Origin of the sequence: Pseudarthrobacter sp. BIM B-2242 (assembly GCF_014764445.1) — a bacterium.
Lineage (GTDB): Bacteria > Actinomycetota > Actinomycetes > Actinomycetales > Micrococcaceae > Arthrobacter > Arthrobacter luteus_A.
On the sequence record NZ_CP061721.1, the window covers coordinates 123,673 to 146,381 of the forward strand.

18 protein-coding genes are annotated in these 22,709 nt (G+C 66.3%); 5 read left to right on the forward strand and 13 right to left on the reverse strand.

Annotation, left to right across the window (positions count from 1 at the left end):
- Window positions 1-4: 4 nt before the first annotated feature.
- From IDT60_RS00585 to IDT60_RS00605, 5 genes are all read right to left on the reverse strand, one after another.
- The gene (locus IDT60_RS00585; protein ID WP_191080480.1) at window positions 5-217 is read right to left on the reverse strand and encodes a hypothetical protein; all 213 of its coding nucleotides are present in this window, start codon (window positions 215-217) and stop codon (window positions 5-7) included.
- Window positions 218-528: 311 nt separating this feature from the next.
- The gene (locus IDT60_RS00590) at window positions 529-1,755 is read right to left on the reverse strand and encodes a glycosyltransferase 87 family protein (protein ID WP_191080481.1); all 1,227 of its coding nucleotides are present in this window, start codon (window positions 1,753-1,755) and stop codon (window positions 529-531) included.
- A gap of 61 nt (window positions 1,756-1,816) precedes the next feature.
- Window positions 1,817-3,139 (reverse strand): glycosyltransferase family 87 protein, encoded by a 1,323-nt coding sequence (locus IDT60_RS00595; protein WP_223884010.1) that lies wholly within the window; start codon window positions 3,137-3,139, stop codon window positions 1,817-1,819.
- Between the two features lie 178 nt (window positions 3,140-3,317).
- Window positions 3,318-4,427, reverse strand: coding sequence for a GTP pyrophosphokinase family protein (locus IDT60_RS00600; protein ID WP_191080483.1), 1,110 nt, complete (start codon window positions 4,425-4,427; stop codon window positions 3,318-3,320).
- Between the two features lie 127 nt (window positions 4,428-4,554).
- A complete protein-coding gene (locus IDT60_RS00605) occupies window positions 4,555-5,613 on the reverse strand; it encodes a LacI family DNA-binding transcriptional regulator (protein ID WP_191080484.1) in 1,059 nt (352 codons plus the stop codon).
- 291 nt (window positions 5,614-5,904) lie between these two features.
- Here IDT60_RS00605 and IDT60_RS00610 point away from each other — a divergent pair, with 291 nt between their 5' ends.
- From IDT60_RS00610 to IDT60_RS00620, 3 genes are read left to right on the forward strand one after another with little or no spacing between them, the layout of a single operon-like run.
- On the forward strand, window positions 5,905-6,918 hold the full coding sequence (locus tag IDT60_RS00610) for a nucleoside hydrolase (RefSeq protein ID WP_191081761.1): 1,014 nt from the start codon (window positions 5,905-5,907) through the stop codon (window positions 6,916-6,918).
- On the forward strand, window positions 6,915-8,339 hold the full coding sequence (locus IDT60_RS00615; protein WP_191080485.1) for an MFS transporter: 1,425 nt from the start codon (window positions 6,915-6,917) through the stop codon (window positions 8,337-8,339). Before IDT60_RS00610 ends, IDT60_RS00615 begins: the two co-directional genes overlap by 4 nt.
- A complete protein-coding gene (locus IDT60_RS00620; protein ID WP_191080486.1) occupies window positions 8,336-9,322 on the forward strand; it encodes a ribokinase in 987 nt (328 codons plus the stop codon). The genes IDT60_RS00615 and IDT60_RS00620 overlap by 4 nt, the downstream gene beginning before the upstream one ends.
- Window positions 9,323-9,401: 79 nt before the next feature.
- Here IDT60_RS00620 and IDT60_RS00625 read toward each other — a convergent pair whose 3' ends face one another.
- On the reverse strand, window positions 9,402-10,931 hold the full coding sequence (locus tag IDT60_RS00625) for a cytosine permease (protein ID WP_191080487.1): 1,530 nt from the start codon (window positions 10,929-10,931) through the stop codon (window positions 9,402-9,404).
- Window positions 10,932-11,038: 107 nt separating this feature from the next.
- On the opposite strand from IDT60_RS00625, the gene IDT60_RS00630 reads away from it, so the two are divergent.
- The gene (locus tag IDT60_RS00630) at window positions 11,039-12,580 is read left to right on the forward strand and encodes a PucR family transcriptional regulator (RefSeq protein ID WP_191080488.1); all 1,542 of its coding nucleotides are present in this window, start codon (window positions 11,039-11,041) and stop codon (window positions 12,578-12,580) included.
- Window positions 12,581-12,708: 128 nt separating this feature from the next.
- Window positions 12,709-13,665, forward strand: coding sequence for a DUF559 domain-containing protein (locus tag IDT60_RS00635; RefSeq protein WP_191080489.1), 957 nt, complete (start codon window positions 12,709-12,711; stop codon window positions 13,663-13,665).
- Between the two features lie 123 nt (window positions 13,666-13,788).
- Here the strand turns inward: IDT60_RS00635 and purU are convergent, their stop codons facing one another.
- From purU to glyA, 7 genes are read right to left on the reverse strand one after another with little or no spacing between them, the layout of a single operon-like run.
- Entirely contained in the window at window positions 13,789-14,685 is an 897-nt protein-coding gene (purU, locus tag IDT60_RS00640) for a formyltetrahydrofolate deformylase (RefSeq protein WP_191080490.1), read from the reverse strand.
- A 3-nt stretch (window positions 14,686-14,688) separates the two neighbouring features.
- Window positions 14,689-16,062 (reverse strand): L-serine ammonia-lyase, encoded by a 1,374-nt coding sequence (locus IDT60_RS00645; protein ID WP_164203255.1) that lies wholly within the window; start codon window positions 16,060-16,062, stop codon window positions 14,689-14,691.
- Window positions 16,063-16,698: a sarcosine oxidase subunit gamma gene (locus IDT60_RS00650; RefSeq protein WP_191080491.1), complete on the reverse strand. Its 636-nt coding sequence runs from the start codon at window positions 16,696-16,698 to the stop codon at window positions 16,063-16,065.
- The gene (locus tag IDT60_RS00655) at window positions 16,691-19,636 is read right to left on the reverse strand and encodes a sarcosine oxidase subunit alpha family protein (protein ID WP_191080492.1); all 2,946 of its coding nucleotides are present in this window, start codon (window positions 19,634-19,636) and stop codon (window positions 16,691-16,693) included. The genes IDT60_RS00650 and IDT60_RS00655 overlap by 8 nt, the downstream gene beginning before the upstream one ends.
- A complete protein-coding gene (locus IDT60_RS00660) occupies window positions 19,633-20,055 on the reverse strand; it encodes a sarcosine oxidase subunit delta (RefSeq protein ID WP_191080493.1) in 423 nt (140 codons plus the stop codon). The genes IDT60_RS00655 and IDT60_RS00660 overlap by 4 nt, the downstream gene beginning before the upstream one ends.
- Before the next feature lie 20 nt (window positions 20,056-20,075).
- Window positions 20,076-21,296 (reverse strand): sarcosine oxidase subunit beta family protein, encoded by a 1,221-nt coding sequence (locus IDT60_RS00665; protein ID WP_191080494.1) that lies wholly within the window; start codon window positions 21,294-21,296, stop codon window positions 20,076-20,078.
- Complete coding sequence (gene glyA, locus IDT60_RS00670; protein WP_305072140.1) at window positions 21,293-22,633, reverse strand: serine hydroxymethyltransferase; 1,341 nt, start codon at window positions 22,631-22,633, stop codon at window positions 21,293-21,295. The genes IDT60_RS00665 and glyA overlap by 4 nt, the downstream gene beginning before the upstream one ends.
- Window positions 22,634-22,709: the final 76 nt, after the last annotated feature.

Here is a 22,709-nt window from a genome sequence, read left to right on the forward strand (position 1 = left end):
AATGTTAGTGAAAAAGCCATGATCCGTCCTGCGGCGGGTCTGGCTTTCTCCGCCATTTATGGATCAGGGCCAGGAAAGGCCAAGCCAGCAGCTGCAACAGGCCGGCGGTGAGCAACAAACCCACCGCAAGGAGAATCAGCGGCGAGTACAGCAGTAAAACACCAAAAACTGTGGCGATGTACCCGACAACCAACGCAGCAACTGCCCCGGGTTCCATAGGGCTCCTCTTGAGTTTTTCGTCATTCCTTGGTGCCGTGATGCAAGCCGCGCGGCTGGCTGGGGACGGGAGGGGTAAGGGACCTTGCCCGCTACGAGTGGCTGGCACCCTGAGGGGAACCAGCAGCGGAAAACGACTGTGAGTGGGAGGTTGAGCAGCCGCTACGCATCACTCCGGAAGGCTGGGGGAGATCTGCACCCAGGCTAAAAATTGTGGCGCCGCACGCTGCATAACGGTGTCATCAAAGCGTACTCTTCAGGCCGGTGAGCGAGGAAGAACACGGGTGCCGCATGCCGTTGCCGGTCTGCGCTTTAGGCGGTCCGCGCCTCCGGCACCGCCGCCTTTTTCCGGCCCAGCTCCGCCGTCCGCTTCACCGACCACCACAGCAGCACCACCAGCAGCACGTTGCGCGTCGTGAGGATTGCGGCCATCACCGGATGGGCGTGGATGAGCGGGGTGTAAAACAGCGGGTAAATCACAAAAGTGGTCATGGCGATCCCCATCAGCAGGGCGGCCGGGACCTTCCAGCGGTCCCAGTCGTGGGTCAGGCCGGCGATGATCACCGGCGCCAGCCAGATGATGAACTGCGGCGAACCCACCTTGTTGAACACGATGAACGCCGTGGTCATCATCAGGGCGCCTTCGAGGAAGAGTTCTTCCCGCTCGGCCCCGCGCTTCAGTGCACGGACCAGCAGGATGGCTGCCACCACCGCGGCGACGATCAGCAGCGGCTGCATCAGGAACGCCGCCACCGATGCGCCCGGGCCGTAGACCTCGGTGGAGTTGATGGCCGTATTGTCCGCCATTTTGGAGCCGGCAATGTTGAACACGCTCAGCCATACCCACGGCGTGGAGAACGTGGCCTCAAGCTGCATGCCCCGCTCGCCCTGGTTGGTGAGGAAGTCCATGATGTGCGGCAAACCGCCGGACAGGTACGTGCCCAGGCCCACCACGGCGGTAACGGCGACGCCGGAGGCCAGCACCTGGATGCGCTTGCGGCTGGCGATCACAATCGGCACCAGGACGGCCGCCGGCCACACCTTGATCCACGTGGCGACGCTCAGCAGGACGCCCGCCACCACGGGGCGTTCAGCGGCGTAGAGCAGGGCGATCAGCACCAGGGGAGCGGTGATGCCTTCTACCCGGGCGAAGCTCAGATACCCCATAAAGACGGTGAAAAACAGCCACCACCAGGCCGGGGCAATGCCGCGCACCTTCCGCGGACCGCGGGTCAGGTACACGAGGCCGACGGCGTTGAGGGCCGTGATGATCAGGAACCAGCAGAGCAGGTAGAGGCTGGGTCCGGCGATGTTCGCGAGGAAAATCGGGATCTGTGCCAGCACCGGGTAGACCCACGGGCTGATCTTCCCGTCGAGGCTGTCCGGGTTGTAGCCGTCCATGGCCCACTGCCGGTACTGCTCGGTGTCGCTGAACGTATCGCCGCTGAGGAAGAAGGACGCCATCCAGCCCAGGAAATACAGGTGGATAACCGCGAAGCCCCACCAGACGCTGGACGGACGGGCAAACCAGTCCACCACGCGGGCGGGCAGGAGCGTGCTGCGGACAGTGACCAGCCGGTCGAAGAACGTCGTGGAAATGTCAGGACTCCTTGAGCGCGGGGACGGACGCGGGAGCCTTCTTGCCCAGCGAGTAGAGCCGCCGGACAGACCACAGGAACAGCACCACCAGGAGCACATTGCGGATGGTCAGCACGCCGGCCATCAGCGGGTTGTTGTGGCTCAGTGCATCGTAGAACAAGGGGTAGATGAAGAAGGTGGCCACGGCGATGGCGATGAGCATGGCCGCGGGGACCCGCCATTCACGCCAGCTGTGCGCCAGGCCCACTGCCACCGCGGGGGCCAGCCACACCATGAACTGGGGCGAGCCCACCTTGTTGAACACCACAAAAGCCGTGGTGAGCGTGAGGGCGCCGGCGAGCAGCAGCTCGGTGCGGTCCACGCCGCCCCCGTTTGCGTCGTGGTTCAGCTTGCCGTTGTGCAGCGCCCAGAACGTCAGGCCTGCCACCAGCAGCGCCGCCAGGATCAGCAGCGGCTGCATCAGCACGGACATCACGGCGGTACCGGGTCCATCCACCTGCATCGAGTTGATGTCGGTGTTCATGTACATCCGGGAGTCGCCGATATTCAGCACGGAAAGCCACAGCCACGGCGTGGTGAAGGTGGCCTCGAGCTGCATGCCCCGGTCGCCCTGCTGGGTGAGGAAGTTCAGCAGCTTGGGCACACTGCCTACGACGGCGGCCAGCGCCACCACCACTGCCGACGTCGCCACGCCCGCCAGCACCACGAGCAGTCGGTTCTTGACCACGGCGAACAGGGCCAGCATCACTGCCGCCGGCCAGACCTTCACCCAGGTGGCGGCGGCGAGAATGACCGAGGCGATGAACGGCCGGCCCACGCCGTACGCAAGAGCCACCAGGACGATCGGTGCCGTGAGGCCGTCCACACGGGCGAACCCGAGCCAGCCCATCAGCAGCGTGAAGATCAGCCACCACCAGCCCGCCGGGATCGCGTCCTGGTTCCGGCCGCGGTCCGTGAGCTTCGCCAGTCCCCACCCGTTCAGAAGCGTGGTCATCAGCACCCAGAGGAAGAAGAACGGCCCGGGCCCGGCGATACCGGCCAGCGCCATGGGGATCAGCGCCAGGATGGGGTAAACCCAGGGGCTCGGACCGCCGCTGAGGTTCGCCTCGTTGAAACCGGCGCTTGCCCAGTCGCGGTAAATGAACGTGTCGCTGAATGCTTCGCCGCGGAGGGAAAGCAGGGCGCCGAAAATCAGGAACCCCAGGTGCACCAGGATGAAACCCGTGAGCAGCCCGCGGGAAGTGTTGAGCCAGGACCGAACGGGTGCCGGCAGGATGACGTTGCGGATCCGTGTGAGCGAGGCGAAGAATGCGTCCGTGGAAATGGCGGAATCCTTGTCAGAGAGGGGCAAAACGGGTGCCGGATCGTGCCGCAGGGCGGGAACCGGAAGCATTGGGGGCACGTTTGTAACAGCCGCCCCTACCAGTCAAGGGTAGTTGACGGTCCGGGGCGCCCAATAATCCTGCGGCCCCGCGCCCGTCTCTTTTCACGGCTTGAAAGGGTTACGTGACCTTGGCGTGGCGGTAGCGCTCAATCTGTTTCAGGCGCCGCAGGAGGCTGTCGCGCCGCGGGTGCGGGACGGCGTCGGGCGCTTCCGCGGTGAGGTCAATATGTTTGGTGCCGTACTGCCAGAGCAGGAGGTCATCCAGCAGCCGGTCCGGGCCGGGGGAGTAGCGGTGATCCAGGGCCTTGCGGACCTCGGTGATGCGCTGGGCGCTGAGCAAGCCGGCCAGCTGGACGGTCTGGTTCAGCCCGTGCGCCGCCATCAGCTCGGCCGCCCAGCCCCAGTCGTCGTCCACCTTGCGGTCCACGTGCGGCAGCAGCGTGCGCCAGACGTCGCGGATGCGGTTGGGCGTGAGCTGCGCGGCGCCCTCACCGTCCATGTCCCAGTAACTGCGTACTTCCTCATACCGTTCGTGGAGGTCCGCGAAGGCGGTTTCCACAGTTTCCAGCATGGCGGCGGTGGCGGTGAACTGGCGGTCAAAGTGCGGTGTCCAGGCGCGCGGGTCCTCGGCCTTGAAGCGGATGTCGTGCTCAATCTCGCTCCAGGCATGGGCGAACACGGTGCGGATCTGGCATTCGAAGAAATAGCTGCCGTTGGGCGGAAGGTCCGGGTTGAAAACCTGCTGATACTCCTTGACGGTCTCGTTCTGGATGGTGCGCAGGATGAGGTGGCGGCTGGAGTAGCCGTAGGTACCGGATTCGATGGAGCCGATGTCCTTCTCCCGGTCCCCGCGGCAGTCGAACACCTGCCGCTCGCGCTTGATGATGTTGGCCGCCAGGGCGTTTTCGGCCGGCAGTTTGGTAATGACGCGGACGCCCACCATGTCATTGAGCGTGCGGAACGGGTCCGGAAACTTCAGCACCGGAGGCCCGCCGGGCTCCAGCGGTTCTTCAATCCGGGAGATCTTTTCGCGGAACGATTCCACCGTTTTGGTGCGCCCGGTGACAAACAGCGGCGTCACCTCGCTGTCCTTGAGCATGCGGCGCAGGACGAGCAGGACGTCCCGGGTGACCAGCTTCAGGGCAGGGCGGACGCGCTCGTAGATCTCCACATTTGCCTGCACGGATTCGCGGAGGCTGACGTCCAGGCTGTCCCAGTTACTCGGCATGGTCCCAGCTTACGGCGGCGGTGTGACACGTCCCCCATCAGGACGCTCTCTCACTTAATGTGGGAAAAACGGCAACGCTCTCTCACTTTCTTGAAGAAAGTGAGAGAGCGTTGCCGAAAAACCCACATTAAGTGAGAGAGCGTCCCAAGGGGGCGGACGTGGAGTTGCGGACCACCAGGGAACTTTCCAGGGTCAGCTGGGGCTGTTGGAGCGGGCTGCCTTCCATTAGGCGCCGCAGCTGGCCGCCCGCCTGCACTCCCAAAGACGTTGCGGGCAGGTGCACGCTGGTCAGGCTGGGATTGCTCGTGGCGGAATACGGCAGATCGTCGAAGCCGGCGATGGCCAGCTCCTCCGGAATCCGCACACCCGCCACGCGGGCTTCCTGCAGCACGCCGTAGGCGTGGGTATCCGTGGCGCAGACGACGGCGGTAATCCCGTTCCGCTGCCACTGCGGCCAGGCGTCGGCGAAGGCAGCCGCTGCCGCACCGACGTCGATGGTGGTGCTGACAAACCCGCCGTCCGGCACCGACATTGCCAGTTCCTCGGCCTCGGCCAGGAAGGCGCTGCGCCTGACCTCAAACGTCGCGGTCCCGGTGACGCTGTCCAGATAAGCCACCTTCCGGTGGCCGGACGAAGCCAGGTGCGCTGCCAACTGCCGCGCGCCATGGGCAACGTCCAGGTTGACCGACGGCGCGTAGGCCTCCAGGCCCGGGGCATCGAGCAGGACCAGCGGGCCGGCGACGGAGAGATCCTCCAGGAAGCCTGCGTTGGGTGCGTCCACCAGGAGCCCGGCAGGACGCAGAGACATCAGCCGCCGGACGTCGGCGGCCTGGGGAAACTCGCCCGCGTCGGTGACGGACAGCAACAGCTGATACTCCGAGCCCAAGGACTCCCGCACCCCGGCGATCACCTTGGCGAAGAACGGGTTGGAAATGTCCGGGGCAACCAGGATCACGATCGAGCTGACGCCCTTGGCCAGCGAGCTGCCGATCCCGTCCACCACATACCCGAGCTCCGAAATGGCTTCCCGCACGCGGCTGATGTTCTCCTCGGAGACGCGGCCCGCGGTCTTGCCGTTGGCCACCAGCGACACAGTCGCCGTCGAGACTCCGGCACGCGCTGCAACCATGGCCGCTGTGACCCGCCGCGACCGCGCGGGATGCTGTAACTGTTCCGCGGATTCCATACCTCGATCGTAATAGGGGGAGGGTCTTTCTCCGGCCGTTCCCCAAGGGCAACCGCTACTCAGCCAGGGGGCCCGTCACCGGGCTGCGCACGCAGATATAGCGCGAGCATGTTCAGGACCAAGCCAGGCCAGCCAAGTTCATTGCGGCCACTGACGTCAAGCGCTTGACCTGCAGCAACGTTAAGCGCTTGACGTTGACGCTTTTCGGATGTCATGATCACTGTAATAAGTGCGCCCGCTGCTCTTGCAGGCCCCAATGACGTGGAGAAAATAGACGTGGAATCCAACTCGATGAAACCCGCCCCCAGGAAGATCATCCTCGACTGCGACCCCGGGCACGATGACGCCGTCGCCATGCTGCTTGCCCACGGCAACCCTGACATCGACCTGCTGGCCGTCACCACGGTAGTGGGCAACCAGACCCTCGAGAAGGTCACCAAAAACGCCCTGTCCGTCGGCACCATCGCCGGCATCACCGGCGTTCCGTTCGCCGCCGGCTGCGCCCGCCCCCTGGTCCGCACCATCGAAAACGCGCCGGACATCCACGGCGAATCAGGCATGGACGGCCCCGCCCAGCCCGAGTCGGCCATCGAACTGGACCCGCGCCACGCCGTCGACCTCATCATCGACACCGTGATGGCCCACGAACCCGGCACCGTCACCCTGGTCCCCACCGGCGGCCTCACCAACATCGCGCTGGCGGCCCGCAAGGAACCGCGCATCGTGGAACGCGTGAAGGAAGTTGTCCTGATGGGCGGCGGTTACCACGTGGGCAACTGGAGCGCAGTGGCCGAATTCAACATCATCATCGACCCCGAAGCCGCGCACATCGTGTTCAACGAAAAGTGGCCTGTTGTGATGGTTGGCCTGGACCTCACGCACCAGGCCCTCGCCACCCCTGAGGTGGTGGAGAAGATCGCAGCCGTGGGCACCAAGCCCGCACAGTTCGTGATGGAACTGATGGAGTTCTTCACCCAGACCTACAAGGACGCCCAGGGCTTCGACTACCCGCCCGTCCACGATCCCTGCGCCGTGGCCTACGTGATCGACCCCAGCATCGTCACCACCCGCAAGGTCCCCGTGGACATCGAACTGCAGGGCACGCTGACCCTCGGCATGACCGTGGCCGACTTCCGCGCCCCCGCGCCGGAGGACTGCCACACCTCCGTGGCCGTCGACCTGGACCATAAGAAGTTCTGGGATCTCGTCACGGACGCTCTGGTGCGCATCGGAGAGCCCGACGTCGGCGCTCCCGCCGCCGCTGCAGTCGCCGCTGAAACCGTTACCGCAGGGGCCACGGCATGAGCACCACCGCCCTCACGAACACGAAAACCAGCAACGTCACCGCCCTGATGGTGGCCCTGCTGGCTGCCTGCGTGGCCTTCCAGCTCAACGCCTCCATGCTCAGCCCCGCCCTGGTCACCATGGGCGAGGAGCTCAACACGGACCAGGCAACCATCGGCCTGTCCCAGACCTGGTTCTTCACCGCGGCCGCCCTCTTCTCCCTCTTCCTGCCCCGCCTGAGCGACATCATCGGCCGCAAGAAGATCCTGCTGGGCATGATGGTCCTCATGGCCGTCGGCTCGGTCATCGCCGCACTGGCCCCGGACGTCACCTGGCTCTTTGTGGGCCGCATCATCCAGGGTGTCAGCGGACCCACCGTCCCGCTCTGCCTCATCATGCTGCGCTCCGCCGTCAGCAGCCCCAAGAAGTACGGCGCGCTGATGGGCCTGATCACCGCGGTCAACGGCGGCGTGGCCGGCGTGGACTCCTTCGTGGGCGGCTACTTCGCCGAGCACTACGGCTTCCGCAGCATCTTCTGGCTGATGGTGGTCCTGGCGGTCGTCGCCACCGCCCTGATCGCGTTCCTCGCCGGTGAAAGCAAGCCCGCAGCCGGAACCACCATGGACTGGCTGGGCGTGTTCTTCATCGTGGTTGCAGTGGGCGCCCTGCTCACGGCCCTCAACGAAGGCTCAAAACTTGTCGGCGCCTTCGAATCCGGCACCCTGATGCTGGCGATCGGGCTGGTGGTTGTTGCCGCCGCCGCGTTCTACCTGTTCTGGCGGACCGAAAAGCGCGCCAGTCAGCCCATGGTGGAGATCGTCCACCTGCGCCAGCGCTCCACCTGGGCGCCGCTGCTGACCACCACCCTGACCATGACCGGCATCTTCGCCGTCATCAACGGCATCGTCCCGGCCTACGTGCAGGCGGCCGACCCCGGCTTCGGCATCGGCCCCACCGAAATGTCACTCATCATCCTCACCCCCTACGCCCTGCTCGGCTGGCTGGTCGGCCCCCTCAGCGGCAGGCTCGCTCCCGTGCTCGGCTACACCAAGGTGCTGCGCATCGGCATGCTGGGCAGCATTGTGGCGCTGGCCATCATCGCGTTCTTCGGCCTCAGCAGCCTGCCTATGATGATCGCCGGCACGGTCTTGCTGGGCATCATGTACGCCGGTACGGTCAACATCATGCTGAACGGTCTCGGAGTTGTCCTTTCACCCGCCGGAAACCCGGGCTTCCTGCCCGGCATGAACGCGGGCGCCTTCAACCTCGGCGCCGGCCTGAGCTTCCTGGTGCTGCCCGCAGTTTTGGTGGCGACGTCGGCGCTTGGGGATGCCAAGGCGTCCTACCTCAGCGTTGTGGTCACCGGTCTCGTGATCACGGTCGCCGCCTTCGGCGCCTCGCTCCTGATCCCCAAGCCCGTTGAGGCTGAGGTGACCGAATGAGCGCCGCAACTGCAGGCCCCGTCGTCGAAAAGAACGGCAGGATCGTCGTCGTCGGCTCCCTGAACGCTGACCTGACCATCTACTGCGAGCGGCTGCCGCTGCCCGGCGAGACGGTGCACGGCAACGGTTTTGCCGTCAATCCGGGCGGCAAAAGCGCCAACCAGGCGGTGGCTGCCAGCCGGCTGGGCGCGGACGTCAGCCTTATCGGCGCAGTGGGGGACGACTCCAACGGCGAAATGCTGATCACCTCGGCGTCCGGCGCGGGAGTCCACCTCGGGTATGTCCGCACGGCACCCACGGCAACCGGCGTCGCGGTCATCGCCGTGGACGCCAACGGTGAGAACAACATCATCATCTCGGCGGGCGCCAACGGCACCTTGTCGCCGGCGGACGTCGCCGCTGCTGCGGATGCCATCAACAACGCCGCAGTGATGTGCCTCTGCCTGGAAGTCAGCATGGAGACAGTGCTCGCGGCCGCACAGGCGGGGCACGACGCCGGCGCAACAGTAGTGCTGAACCTCTCGCCTTATGCGGAAATCCCGCAGCGGCTGGCGGACCTGACGGACGTCCTGCTGGTCAACGCCCACGAAGCCTCGCAGTTCCTTGGCTCGGCCGAGATTCCGGGCAGCGGCGGGGACGCCGGCGATTGGGAAGCGGTCCGGCTTCGCTTTGCCGAGCGCGGGCTCCAGCAGGTCCTGGTCACCCTCGGGGCCCACGGCTCCGTGGTGCTTGATTCGCTCGCGGCCGAGGACCGGCAGCTCGTCCAGATTGCACCGGTCAAGGTCAATGCGGTGGACACCACGGGCGCCGGCGACGCCTTCACCGGCGCCGTGGCTGCACGCCTGGCGGCCGGGGCGTCCCTGGCCGACGCCGCGGCGTTCGCTTCGATCGCCGCCGCGCTCGCCACCACCCGCAAGGGGACGCAGGCCGCGTACCCGGACGAGGGTGGCGTCAGGCGGGTGCTCGCCGCGGGCGTCGCCTGACGGTTTCACAACGCAAGAAGCGCCCGACGGCGGCAGGTGACCTGCCGCCGTCGGGCGCTTCTTTGTGTGTGGGGTGTTGTCAGTGTCCGGCCGGTGCGCTGGGCTGGGTGGCGAAGCGGAGGTCGGCGGTCGCCTTGGCAACTGTGGCGGCCGGCAAAGCGGAGTCCAGGTGCCTGCGGTGGAACCTCGGGCCCAGGATGGCGTAGCTGCCGGCACTCGCCAGGCCGCCTGCGAGCCAGGAGAGGTCCCAGCCGCCCAGGGCTACTGCAATGGGGCCCTGCATGGCGGGAACCAGTCCGTACATAAACAGCCACGTGGCGAAGATGCCCACCAGGAGGGAGACCACGCCGGCCCAGTTGACGTCGGGGAGGCGCTTGGTGCCCACCGCGTCGAAGAGCCTTTCCGGGTTGCCCGGATGACGCTTCTCGAGCCAGAAGTAGTGAACCAGCATAACTCCGCCCCAGGCGGCAACCCAGGCGACCAGGCCGATGAGCCAGGCGTCGAGTACCGTGGCGAAGTCTTCCTGGAAGATGAAGAAGATGACGGCGGCGAGGGAGAAGACGCCGACGAACAGGTTGAGCTTGCGGCGGCTGATGGTGATGTCCAGCGACTGGGTTGCCACCGAGAACGTGTAGATGTTCAGGATGTTGGTGGCGATGGGTCCGTGCAGCACCATCAGCAGCACGGGCAGTGCGAGGACGCCGAAGTTCTGGACGATGAGTTTGCCGGGATCGATCTCGCCGCTGTTGGTGGCGAGGCTGGCGCCGAGGATGCCGAGCCACACCACGGGGATGAACTGGCCCAGGACGGAGGCCAGGTAGACCTTCTTCTTGGGGACTTCGGTGCTGACGAACCGTGAGTAGTCGGCGGCGTAGGTGAACCAGGTGATGCCCCAGCCGATGCCGATGGCGGTCATCACGGCGCTCATGGCGGCGATGCGCTCTGAACCTTCAAGGATCTGGCCGGCCGGGCCCGCGTAGCCCCAGTCGATCTTCATGCCGAACCAGGCTACGGCGGACATCACGGCGAGGATGATGATGGTGGGCGGCACGGTCCACTTTTCGAAGGCTGCGATGGCCTTGTAGCCGAACCAGGCGATGGCTACCTGTGCGGCCATGATGGCGGTGGCCACACCGATCTTCCAGGCGTAGTTCTGGGCAGTCGGATCAACCCAGCCGAGGGTGCCGAACAGGGCCATGACCAGGTCAAGGATGATCCAGGTATTGACTGCGCACCAGCCGATCACCAGGACCGCCTGGATGGTTGCCGGGAGGTAGTTGCCGCGGCGGCCGAACGCTGCCCGGGCCAGGACCATGCCGGTGGCGCCGGTCTTCTGGCCGAGGAGGACGAAGCAGCCGAACAGCAGCATGCCGATCAGGTTCCCCAGGACCAGAACGGTGACGGTATCGGCAAAGCCGAGGCCGAGGTGGATGCCGAGGGCGCCGAGCACCCAGTTGATGGGAGCAAGGTTGGCGCCGGCCCAGATCCAGAACTGGCCGGAAACCTTGTGCGTGCGCTGGGACTCGGGAATGGGCTGGAGCCAGGCTTCGCAGTCCTCGGCCGGCGTCATTGCCGGGTCGGCCTGCTGAGTGGAGAGGTTGTCTTGCATGGGGGAGCCTCCATGAGTGAAAGGGATAGTTCCAGATTATGTGGCTCAGACCACATACACCACATACAATGTGTCGTGAAGATCGGTCTTCTATGCGACGGAGTGTCATGCCCATCAGCCTGCTGGATGTTTTGAAACATCCCACCCTCACCCCCGCGGATCCTGTGATCCGTGCAGCGGCGGCCAACGCCGCCCAGACCCAGCTGCGCTGGATCCACTCCAGTGAGGTGTTGGACATCGCCCCGTTACTTGGCGGCGGTGAACTGCTGCTGACTGGCGGGCAGGCGCTCGCTTCGGCAACAGACAAGCGGCGTATTGGCTACATCTGGGAGCTGGCGGAACGTGGCGTAGCGGCGCTGGCCATCGAAACGGGTACTGCGCTGCCGTCCATCCCGTCGTCCATGGTGGGAGCAGCTGAAGCCGCCGGGCTTCCGCTGATAGAGCTACGCAAAGTGGTGCCCTTCGTTGGCGTGATGGAGGCCATCAACTCCCTGCTGGTGAGCGAATCGGCGGCGCACCTGCAGCAGGCTGACCGGGCAAGCCACGCGATGGCGGTGGAACTGGCCCACGGCGGCAGCCTTGACCGGATCCTGGCTGTCCTCGCCGATGCCACCGGCGCGGAAGTGGTCCTGACCTCCAACACGGGCGCTCCGCTGGCCAGCGCCCTGCCTGCTGAGTACGCTGCGGAGGCCGACCATGCACCGGCTCCCGACACCGAAGAGGACCGTGCGCGGACAACGCACATCGATGTCTCCGTCCGAGGCATTCCGTCTGCCCGCCTCAGCCTCCGCACCTTGGCGGAAGGTGATGTGAACCTGGCGAGGATCGCGGGGAACCGCTCGGTGGACATTCTGGCGCTGGCCCTGCTGCAGCGCATGCCGCCCGGACTTAAGGACATGGCGGGTGCTGCCCTGATCCGCGCCGTCGATGCCGGCACGCAGAACTGGCGGCTCCAGCAGCTTGCGCCGGCCGCCGGGATTCCCCCGGCAGCCGAGCTAGTGGCCGTGGTGATCCGGTCCCCGGGCTCCCGGCAGCTCCGCACAGCGGTGGAACAGCTGCTGGACCGGGTGGGCCGGCACAGCGCCAGCTACGCGGACAACGAGGAGCTGCTGGCGCTTGCGGTCCTTCGCACGGGCAAGGCGCAGGAGGACCGGAACGATATCCTGGCCGGGCTCCAGTCACTGGAACTGCCGGAGGGAAGCATCAGTGCACTGGGCCCGGTCGCTGCCGGAATCTCTGCCGCTCCCTGGTCCCTGACGGAGGCCAGGCTGACGCTGGAAGTGGGGGCAGGCGATAAGCCGCGGCCGGCCGGACCTCGGCAGGCCGGCGCTGTGCTCGACGCCGAGGCCTTCGCCGTTGAACGGCTTGCCTTCCACTCCCTGGATGAGGTGCAGCGGACAGATTTTGTCCGCCAGCAGCTCGGGGCCATCATCGAGCACGACGACCTGCGCCGTTCAGCCCTCGTGGGGACGCTGCGGGTCTGGCTGGATTCGGGCTGCAACACGGCGCAGGCCGCACGGGAACTGCACCTGGAGCGGCAGTCGATGCACCAGCGGCTGCAGCGGATCTTCTCGCTCTGCGGCGGCGACCCCCGCGGAACCGGCCGCCTCGCCGCGCTGCACCTGGCCACCCGCCTCGCCGCCGTTTAGCCCAAACAGCCAGGACGCTCTCTCACTTAATGTGGGCTTTTGGCGAACCCTCTCTCACCTCCGGCGCCCGAGGGCAGGCCTGTGGATAACTTCTGCAGCCTCCTGCCGATACGGTGCACAATGCCAGCATGCGAAAGCAAGATTCTCTGCCCCGGCCGCTGGCTGCGGCTCCGTTCACATTCGACTCAGCCGTGACTGCCGGCCTGTCCTTGAACCGGCTTCGGCGGAAGGACATGGTCAACGTGGGCCGCGGCCTCTACCGGCCCGCTGACTGGAACTTTGATCTGGAGGGTGCTGCCAGGGCGCTGTCGGCGGCGTCGCCGGGAGCCTGGATATCCCATGTGACCGCGGCCCGGCTTCGATGCCAGGTGCTGCCTCCGTGGCTTGCGGATACGACAGAGCTCCACTTGAGCAAACCGCGTTCACTGCCGTCGGTCCGCCGGAAGGGCGTGTTTGGCCATACCGTGCTGACGCTGGCAGACGAGCTCGAAACGGTGGACGGCATCCGCCTGAGCACACGGTCCCGGACGTGGCTCGATTTGGCCCGAACCCTGCCGCTCCATGACCTGGTGAGCATGGGCGATGAACTGATCCGCATCCCGCGGGTGGATTTCGAGGGAAGGAAACAGCCCTACGACACGCTGGCCGGGCTGCGCATCCTGGTGGGCCGTCACCCGAACCTCCAAGGCGTCGTGCGGGCTCGTGAAGCACTTGACCTGATGCGGGTTGGGGCCGATTCCGGCCCCGAATCGCTGCTTCGCCTGGCTATGACCGATGCGGGGCTGCCCGAGCCAGAACTCCAGGTGCGATTGCGCACCGGAGATGAGCGATCGCCGTCGGCCGATCTTGGCTACCGTCACCGCCGGATCGCCATCCAGTACGACGGCGGTCATCACCTTGGTGACGCGCAGATCTTCAGTGACAGGAGGCGGGATAAGGCGTTCGAGTCGGCCGGCTGGACGGTCCTCGTTTTCGATAAGGGCGATCTTGCCGACGATTTCCGGAAAGCGATCGTGACGATCAAAAGGGCACTTCGCAACAGCTGGCTTGACCACCCCCAGGCATCTGGATTCGCGGGCGGGTGAGCGTTAGCGCCGTGACGCTCCCTCACCAGGGTGAGAGAGCGTCACGCCAAAACCCACATTAAGTGAGAGAGGATCGCCCGGAAACCCACATTAAGTGAGAGAGCGTCCGGGGGTAGGGGAGGGCTAGCGGAGCACTACTGTCCGGTTGCCCTGCAGGATGACCCGGCCTTCGCAGTGCCAGCGGACCGCGTTGGACAGTGCCTTGCACTCGGTGTCCCTGCCGGCCGCAACAAGGTCTTCGGGACCGTAGGTGTGGTCCACGTCCACGGTCTGCTGCGAGATGATCGGACCCTCGTCCAGCTCGGCGTTGACGTAGTGCGCTGTGGCGCCCACGGTCTTGACCCCGCGCGCATACGCCTGGTGGTACGGTTTGGCGCCCTTGAAGCTGGGCAGGAACGAGTGGTGGATGTTGATGGCCTTGCCGTCCAGCTTCCGGGTGAGTTCGTCGCTGAGGACCTGCATGTAGCGGGCCAGGATCACCAGCTCCACGTCGTACTCGTCCACGAGTTCCAGCAGCCGGGCCTCCGCGGCGGGTTTGGTGGCTGCGGTGACCGGCACGTGGAAGAACGGGATGCCGTGCCATTCCACGAGCGCCTGGTGGTCCGTGTGGTTGGAGACCACGGCAGCGATCTCCACGGGCAGTTCACCGGTCCTGGCACGGAACAGCAGGTCGTTCAGGCAGTGCCCGAACTTGGACACCATGATCAGCACGCGGCGCTTGGCGCCTTGCGGCTCCAGCCGCCAGCGCATTCCGAAGCGTTCGGCCACCGGGGCGAATCCGGTCCGCAGGATGTCCGCGGTGGAGGCATCGCCGTCGGACACAAAGTGCACCCGCATAAAGAAGTGCCGCTCGTCGCGCTCGCCGAACTGCTTGCTGTCCAGGATGTCGCAGCCGTGCTCCAGCAGGAACCCGGAGACGGCGTGGACGATCCCGGGGGTCTCCGCGCAGTCGAGGGTCAGGACGTGCTCCACGGTGGTTTCCGCCGAAGCGGGCGAGGATTCAGTCTGAATGGCAGTCATGGCTCAGCACTCGATTACGTTGACGGCGAGACCCCCGCGGGAGGTCTCCTTGTACTTGGTTTTCATGTCCGCTCCTGTCTCGCGCATGGTTTTGATGGCTTTGTCGAGGGATACTTTGTGGCTGCCGTCCCCGTGCAGGGACAGTCGTGCGGCGTTGATCGCCTTGACGCTGGCGATGGCGTTGCGTTCGATGCAGGGGATCTGCACCAGCCCGCCGACGGGGTCGCAGGTCAGGCCAAGGTTGTGTTCGATCCCCACTTCGGCGGCATTCTCCACCTGCTCGGGGGTTCCGCCGAGGACCTCACAGAGCCCGGCGGCGGCCATCGAACAGGCGGAACCCACCTCGCCCTGGCAGCCCACTTCCGCGCCGGAGATGGAGGCGTTGATCTTGAACAGGATTCCGACGGCGGCCGCGGCCAGCAGGAAGCGGACCACACCGTCGTCGTTGGCTCCCGGCACGAACTTGACGTAGTAGTGCAGGACGGCGGGGACAATTCCCGCCGCGCCGTTGGTGGGGGCCGTGACGATGCGCCCGCCCGCGGCGTTTTCCTCGTTGACGGCGAGGGCGAACAGGTTCACCCATTCCATCGCCCGCAGCGGATCGGTGACCCCCGTGTCCGCTGACAGGGTCTGGAATAACGACGGCGCGCGCCGCCTGACGTTGAGTCCGCCGGGCAGGATGCCTTCTGCGGCGCAGCCGTTGTCCACGCATTCGCGCATGACTGCCCAGAGTGCCAGCAGTTTCTCCCGGAGTTCCGCTTCGCTGCGCCACGTGAGTTCGTTGGCGAGCATAACGTCCGAGATGGACATGCCCTCGCGCTTGCAGATCGCCAGGAGTTCGTCGGCAGTCGTGAACGGGTAGGGGAGGACGGTGGCGTCGGCCACCACGCGGTCGCCCGCGTCCGCGTCGCCGTCCACCACGAAGCCGCCGCCGATGGAGTAGAAACTCCGTTCACTCAGGACGGTCCCGGCATGGTCCAGCGCCCGGAAGGTCATGCCGTTGGGGTGGGCGGGAAGGGACTTGCGCCGGTGCAGCACCACGTCCTCGTCCCAGTTGAAGTCCACCCGGTGGTCGCCGCCCACAAGGAGTTCGGCGTTGAGCGCGGCAGCCGCCACCTGGTCGTCGGCCGTGAAGGTGTCCACGGTTTCCGGGTCCAGGCCCTGCAGGCCCAGCACCACGGCTTTGTCGGAGCCATGGCCCCGGCCGGTGGCGCCGAGCGAACCGAACAGTTCAGCCTGGACCCGGGTGGTGGAGCTCAGGAGCCCGCCGCCCTTGAGCCCGTCGGCGAACTGCTTCGCTGCCCGCATCGGGCCCACCGTGTGTGACGAGGAGGGCCCGATGCCAACAGAAAACAGGTCCAGGACGCTGAGCGCCATTTAGGGGACCTCGGGGGAGGCGTACTCCCGCATTGCATCGAGGAGCCAGCGGCCCAGGAAGTCCGCGAAGGAGGCGCGGGGGAAGAGCCGGAAGCTTTCCTCCCCGGTCTTCTGCAGGACCACCGGGATGTTGCCCACCTCGGTGTTCAGGGCGGTGCCCGGAGTGAAGCTGCGCGGGTGCAGGTCCAGGGCGCAGCCCTTTTCCAGGACGGCCCGGGCGCGGGGACCGGACAGTTCGAACGTGGTGCGGTTGGCGGACAGGTCCACCACCTGGCCCGGGGCGTCGCCCAGCGCTTCGGTGAGGGAACCGATGAGGTTTCCGCCCAGGGAGTCGTGGGCCTTTTCCGGTGCAACCACCAGGAACTCCGACGGTCCAAGCCAGAGGACGCTGACGCCGTCTGCGCCGCCCACCTCGCCGCAGCGTGCCGGCAGGCCGCCGGTGGCGGCGGCAATTCGTGCGCCTTCTTCAGACTCGGGGTCTACGCGGACCCCGGCCATGGTCTGGAAGGGCCCCTCGGCGAGGACCACCTTGCCCTGAACGGAGCCCGCTTCCAGTGCTGACGCCAGGTGCGAGGCGGGGCTGCGGCGGATTTCCCGGAGTCCATTGATGCCTTCGAGTGCTGCTGAATTAGCCATCTTTGCGGGTCCCTTCGGGGTCAAACAGTACGGTTTCTGCGACAACAACATCGACCAGCTGGTCGCCGGCTGCGGCCACCAGGGTCTCGCCGATGCGGTTGCGGCCATTCTTGATCAGTGCCAGGCCAAAGGAGCGGCCCAGGGCGGCGCTGTGGTAGCTCGAGGTCACGAACCCCTGCATGGGGACGGGGCCGTAGGCGGGGCTGGTGCTGATGCCCTTCTCGACGAGCTGGGTGCCTTCCGGGAGCCGGATGGAGCCGTCCACGGGCAGGACGCTGACCAGGTGCTTGCGGTCCTCGCGCTGCGCATCGGCCCGGGCGTAGGAGCGCTTGCCGATGAACTCCTTTGCCTTGGAGACGATCCAGTCCATGCCCGCGTCCTGCGGGGTGACGGTGCCGTCGGTGTCCTGCCCGACGATCGGGTAGCCCTTTTCGGCGCGGAGCACGTGCATTGTTTCGGTGCCGTAGGGGGTGATGTTGAATTCGGCCCCGGCGGCGGCCACGGCCTCCCAGGTGTTCAGCCCGTACCAGGACGGCACGTTGATCTCGTAGGCCAGTTCACCGGAGAACGAGATCCGGCAGACCCGGGCCTGCACGCCGGAGGCGAGGGTGGTTTCGCGGAAGGTCATGAACGGGAAGGCTTCGGCTTCCAGCCCGCCGTCCTTGGCCAGTTCCGGGGCTACCTTGGCGAGGACCGCCCGGGATTTAGGCCCGACGACGGCAATGGTGGACCACTGTTCGGTCACCGAGGTGCAGTGCACGTCGAGTTCCGGCCATTCGGTCTGCAGCCATTCCTCCAGCCAGTCCAGTACCTTCGCGGCACCGCCGGTGGTGGTGGTCATGAAGTACCGGTCGTCGTCCAGGCGCAGGGTCACGCCGTCGTCGAAGATCATGCCGTCTGCCATGCACATCACGCCGTAGCGGGCCGAACCCGGGGCGAGTTTCTTGAAGGCGTTGGTGTAGATCCGGTTGAGGAACTCACCGGCGTCCTTGCCGCGGATTTCGATCTTGCCGAGGGTGGTGGCGTCCATGAAGCCCACGGAGTCGCGGACTGCTGCGCACTCACGCAGTACTGCCGCATCCATGTCTTCCCCGGCCTGCGGGTAGTACCAGGGCCGCTTCCACTGCCCGACGTCCTCGAAGAGGGCGCCCTTGGCAACGTGCCACGGGTTGATGGACGTGACGCGGGCGGGATCGAACAGTTCGCCGCGCTGGCGTCCGGCCAGTGCCGCGAAAGCCACCGGCGTAAAGGGTGCCCGGTACGTGGTGGTGCCGATGTCCCCGATGCCCCGGGACGCTTCGCCGGCTGTACGCAGGGCGGCGGCGATGACGCCGATAGCGTTGACGCCGGAGGTCTTGCCCTGGTCGTTGGCGGTGCTGATGGAGGTGTAGCGCTTGATGTGTTCCACCGAGCGCATCCCGGCCCCGGTGGAGCGGAGGACGTCGGCCACGGACTGGTCGCGCTGGAAGTCCACAAAGTGGTGGTGCCAGTCATCCGGCGTGCCGGCCTGGCCCGGGACCAGCCACAGCTGGCGCGTCGGGGCGGAGGCCTTCGGCTCGCCGATGACGGACGGCTTGGTGTCCGAGGCGAAGCCCGCGGCGATCGCCGCTGTGGCGCCCGCGGAAATGCCCTCGGCCAGGACGTCCGCGAGTTCGTAGCTGCCTCGGCCGGAGCCGATGGTCTGCTGGTTGGGGACCACGGTGCTCGGCACAAAAGCGGCCAGCTTGTCGTCCCAGCGCAGCTTGCCCTGCCGCTGGGAGTGGAGGTGGACCAGCGGGCTCCAGCCGCCGGACACTGCCAGCAGGTCGCAGGCGATCTCTTCGACGCCGGAGGTGAGTTCGCCGTCGTCGTTGATGCTGCGGACGGTGACGCTCTCAACGCGGCCGTCTGCGGCCTTGGACGCGGTGTCGGCCACCGCGCTGCCGATCAGCACCCGGGTGCCGGCTTCGACGGCGGCAGTTGCCACGGCGGTGAGCTGCGGACGGGCGTCGACGACGGCGGCGACCTTGACGCCGGCGGCGCGCAGGTCCGCGGCCAGGGCGTAGGCGCTGTCGTTGGTGGTGCTGATGACAACGCGCTGCCCGGCGGCAACGGCGTAGCGGTTGAGGTAGCTGCGGACGGCGGAGGCGAGCATGATGCCGGGGCGATCGTTGTTCTCGAACACCAGCGGGCGTTCGTGGGCGCCGGGTGCCAGGACTACCTGCTTGGCGCGGACGTGCCAGATGCGCTGCCGGGACACGCCGGGGGCGGCCGGGCTGGACAGGTGGTCGGTGCGGTTCTGGACGGCGATGACGTAATTGGCGTCGTACGCGCCGAAAGCGGATGTCCTGTTCAGGACTGTGGATTCGGCGCCGGACACGAGCTCGGCTTCCACATCCGCCACCCATTCCAGGGCCGGCTTGCCTTCGATGGTCTCGGCCAGTCCCGGCGCGGTGGAGCCGGACAGGAGGGAGCCGCCCAGTTCGGGCTGATCGTCCATGAGGATGACGCGGGCGCCGGTGCGGACAGCTTCGCGGGCCGCGGCCAGGCCGGCGGGGCCGCCGCCGATGACCAGCACGTCGGTGTGGACGTACTTCTTGTCGTATTCAGCACGGTCCTCGTCCGGGTCCAGCTTGCCGAGGCCGTTGAGCAGTTCAGCCTTCAGGCCGTCCACCAGGGTGACGGTGGTGGCAGGCAGCATGGACTCGGCCACATCGCCCGGAAAGCGCGGGGAGATCTTGACCATCGCGTTGGATTCCTCAACGCCGGCGGACATGATGCCGCGGGCGCGGTCCTCGTACAGCGAGTTGCCGGCGGAGATCCGCCCGTTGGCAATCAGGGCCGAGGCGAGGGTGTCGCCGGGGTGGCCCGCGAACTCCTCGCCGTCCACGGTGAAACGCCAGGAGATGGTGCGGTCGATGCGTCCGCCGGAGGCGAGGCGGGCGTTCTGGGAAGTCACTTGGTTGCTCCCTTCGGGGCGGTGGTGCTGGGGGCTGAATCGGCCGGGGCGATACTGGTGCCCGAGATGCTGGGCGCCGCCGTTCCGGTGGTGGTGCTGTCAGCCGCGAGGCTGGCGGTGCCGGATTCCGGGGCTGCCTTTGCCGGCAGGTCAGGGCGGGGCGTGCCCATCTGGTACACGGCCTTGATGTCATAGGTGACGGTGTCGCGAAGCATGTTGAACCACTGGCGGCAGCCGGTGCTGTGCAGCCAGCGTTCGGCGAAAATGCCTTTGGTGTTTTCCCGGTAGAACAGGAAATGGGCCCATTCCGTGTCGGTCAGTTCGTTCGGGTTTTCCGGGTAGGCCACGTGGGCCTGGCCGCCGTAGTGGAATTCGGTCTCGTCGCGCGAGCCGCAGTTGGGGCAGGAGATGAGCAGCATGTGCGTCTTCTTTCTGGGTGCTAGTGGGCGACGGCGGCTGCGCCGTGTTCGTCGATCAGGGCGCCGGTTTCGAAGCGTTCCAGCGCGAAGGGCTTGTTCAGCTGGTGCGGCGTGCCCGTGGCGATGTTGTGGGCGAAGGTCATGCCGGCGGCAGGTGTGGCTTTGAAGCCGCCGGTGCCCCAGCCGCAGTTCACAAACATGTTCTCCACCGGGGTGTTGCCCACGATGGGCGACGCGTCCAGGGTGGTGTCCACGATGCCGCCCCAGGTACGCAGCACGTGTGCCCGGGCAAAGATCGGGAAGAGCTCGACGGCGGCGGCCATCTGGTGCTCGATCACGTGGAACGACCCGCGCTGGCCGTAGCCGTTGTAGGAGTCCACGCCGGCCCCCATGACCAGTTCACCCTTGTGTGCCTGCGAAACGTAGACGTGCACATGGTTGGACATGACTACCGTGGGGTGGACCGGTTCGTGCAGTTCGGAGACCAGGGCCTGAAGCGGGTGGGACTGGATGGGGAGCTCGAAGCCGGCCATCTCGGCGAGTACGGAGCTGTGCCCGGCTGCGGCGAGGCCCACCTTTTCGGTGTTGATGGTGCCGCGGTTCGTCTTGACGCCGGTGACCCGGTTGCCGTCCTTGATGAAGCCGGTGACTTCGCAGTTCTGGATGATGTCCACGCCCATTTCGTCGCACTTGCGGGCGAAGGCCCAGGCCACGTGGTCGTGCTTGGCGATGCCGGCGCGCGGCTGGTAGGTAGCGCCCATGACGGGGTAGCGGATGTTGTCGCTGATGTTCAGGATGGGGCAGAGTTCCTTGACCTGCTTCGGGTCCAGCCACTCAGCGTCCACGCCATTAAGCTGGTTCGCTCCCACGCGGCGCATGCTTTCGCGGACGTCACCGAGGGTGTGGGCGAGGTTCATCACGCCGCGCTGGCTGAACAGGAAGTCGTACTCGAGTTCCTCGGGCAGGATCTCCCAGAGCTTGAGGGCGTGCTCGTAGATGGCCGCGCTCTCGTCCCAGAGGTAGTTGGAGCGGATGATGGTGGTGTTACGGGCCATGTTGCCGCCGGCGAGCCAGCCCTTTTCCAGGACGGCGATGTTGGTCATGCCGTGGTTCTTGGCCAGGAAGTACGCGGTGGCAAGGCCGTGCCCGCCGCCGCCCACAATCACGGCGTCGTAGGAGGACTTGGGCTCCGGGTTGCGCCAGAGGAAATCCGGGTGCTCGGGGAGGAGATCTGCACTCACTGGGCTGCTCCAATCAGGTCTGCTTCGAGGACGGCGGTGCCGCCGTTCTGGGAAAGGTGGGGGTAAAGGGGGAACTTCCCGGCCAGGGCCGTGACGCGGGCACGGAGTTCGACGGCGGTGCCCTCGGTCAGGGTGCCCGCGCTGGCGGATGCGATCAGCGCCGTCGCGATAATGTCCGCAACTTCCGTGAATTCCTCGGCGCCGAAGCCGCGGGTGGCAAGTGCCGGTGTGCCGATCCGGAGGCCGGAGGAGACCATCGGCGGGCGGGGGTCGAAGGGGACGGCGTTGCGGTTGACGGTGATGCCGATGCGGTGCAGGGCGTCTTCGGCCTGCTGGCCGTCCAGCTCGGAGTTGCGGAGGTCAACCAGGACCAGGTGCACATCGGTGCCGCCGTTGACCACGGAGATTCCTGCCGCGGCAACGTCGTCACGGAGGAGGCGTTCGGCAAGGAGCTTGGAGCCCTGCAGGACCCGTTCCTGGCGTTCCTTGAATTCAGGGGCGCCGGCCAGCTTGAAGGCCACGGCCTTGGCGGCGATGACGTGCTCCAGCGGTCCGCCCTGCTGGCCGGGGAACACCGCGCTGTTGATCTTCTTGGCGTACTGCTCCTTGGCCAGGATGACACCGCCGCGGGGTCCGCCCAGGGTTTTGTGGGTGGTGGTGGTGACGACGTCGGCGTACGGCGCCGGGTTCGGGTGCAGGCCGGCGGCGACCAGGCCGGCGAAGTGGGCCATGTCCACCATCAGGTAGGCGCCCACGAGGTCGGCGATGCGGCGGAACTCGGCGAAGTCCAGCTGGCGGGAGTAGGCGGACCAGCCGGCGACGATCAGCTTGGGCCGGTGCTCCAGGGCCAGGGCCTCAACCTCGGCCATGTCGATCGTGTGGGTGTCTTCGCGGACCTGGTACGGGACCACGTTGTAGAGCTTGCCGGAGAAGTTGATCTTCATGCCGTGGGTGAGGTGGCCGCCGTGGGCCAGGCTCAGGCCCATGATGGTGTCGCCCGGGTTCAGCAGGGCGAACATCGCCGCGGCGTTTGCCTGCGCACCGGAGTGCGGCTGGACGTTCGCGAACTCAGCGCCGAAAAGGGCCTTCACACGGTCGATGGCCAGCTGCTCAATCACATCAACGTGCTCGCAGCCGCCGTAGTAGCGCTTGCCGGGGTAACCCTCGGCGTATTTGTTCGTCAGCACTGAGCCCTGCGCCTCCATGACGGCGGACGGGGCGAAATTCTCCGACGCGATCATTTCCAGGGTGGACTGCTGCCGGCCCAGTTCATTGGCGATGGCCTGCTGGACCTCGGGATCGACTACGGAAAGTCGCTCGTTCAACTGCTCAACCACGGATGCTCCTTTTGAAATACCACTGCTGTTATGACTGATATATCAGTGTGAGGTCAATGGTATGATCAGGATCACA

What these genes read in the sequence shown, in the direction of transcription:
- IDT60_RS00610 (WP_191081761.1), top strand. Translation starts at nt 5,905, where the DNA reads ATGAAACCCGCCCCCAGGAAGATCATCCTCGACTGCGACCCCGGGCAC.
- IDT60_RS00585 (WP_191080480.1), bottom strand. Translation starts at nt 217, where the DNA reads ATGGAACCCGGGGCAGTTGCTGCGTTGGTTGTCGGGTACATCGCCACA.
- IDT60_RS00605 (WP_191080484.1), bottom strand. Translation starts at nt 5,613, where the DNA reads ATGGAATCCGCGGAACAGTTACAGCATCCCGCGCGGTCGCGGCGGGTC.
- IDT60_RS00635 (WP_191080489.1), top strand. Translation starts at nt 12,709, where the DNA reads ATGCGAAAGCAAGATTCTCTGCCCCGGCCGCTGGCTGCGGCTCCGTTC.
- IDT60_RS00615 (WP_191080485.1), top strand. Translation starts at nt 6,915, where the DNA reads ATGAGCACCACCGCCCTCACGAACACGAAAACCAGCAACGTCACCGCC.
- IDT60_RS00625 (WP_191080487.1), bottom strand. Translation starts at nt 10,931, where the DNA reads ATGCAAGACAACCTCTCCACTCAGCAGGCCGACCCGGCAATGACGCCG.
- IDT60_RS00630 (WP_191080488.1), top strand. Translation starts at nt 11,039, where the DNA reads ATGCCCATCAGCCTGCTGGATGTTTTGAAACATCCCACCCTCACCCCC.
- purU (WP_191080490.1), bottom strand. Translation starts at nt 14,685, where the DNA reads ATGACTGCCATTCAGACTGAATCCTCGCCCGCTTCGGCGGAAACCACC.
- IDT60_RS00620 (WP_191080486.1), top strand. Translation starts at nt 8,336, where the DNA reads ATGAGCGCCGCAACTGCAGGCCCCGTCGTCGAAAAGAACGGCAGGATC.
- IDT60_RS00645 (WP_164203255.1), bottom strand. Translation starts at nt 16,062, where the DNA reads ATGGCGCTCAGCGTCCTGGACCTGTTTTCTGTTGGCATCGGGCCCTCC.
- IDT60_RS00600 (WP_191080483.1), bottom strand. Translation starts at nt 4,427, where the DNA reads ATGCCGAGTAACTGGGACAGCCTGGACGTCAGCCTCCGCGAATCCGTG.
- IDT60_RS00660 (WP_191080493.1), bottom strand. Translation starts at nt 20,055, where the DNA reads ATGCTGCTCATCTCCTGCCCCAACTGCGGCTCGCGCGACGAGACCGAA.
- IDT60_RS00650 (WP_191080491.1), bottom strand. Translation starts at nt 16,698, where the DNA reads ATGGCTAATTCAGCAGCACTCGAAGGCATCAATGGACTCCGGGAAATC.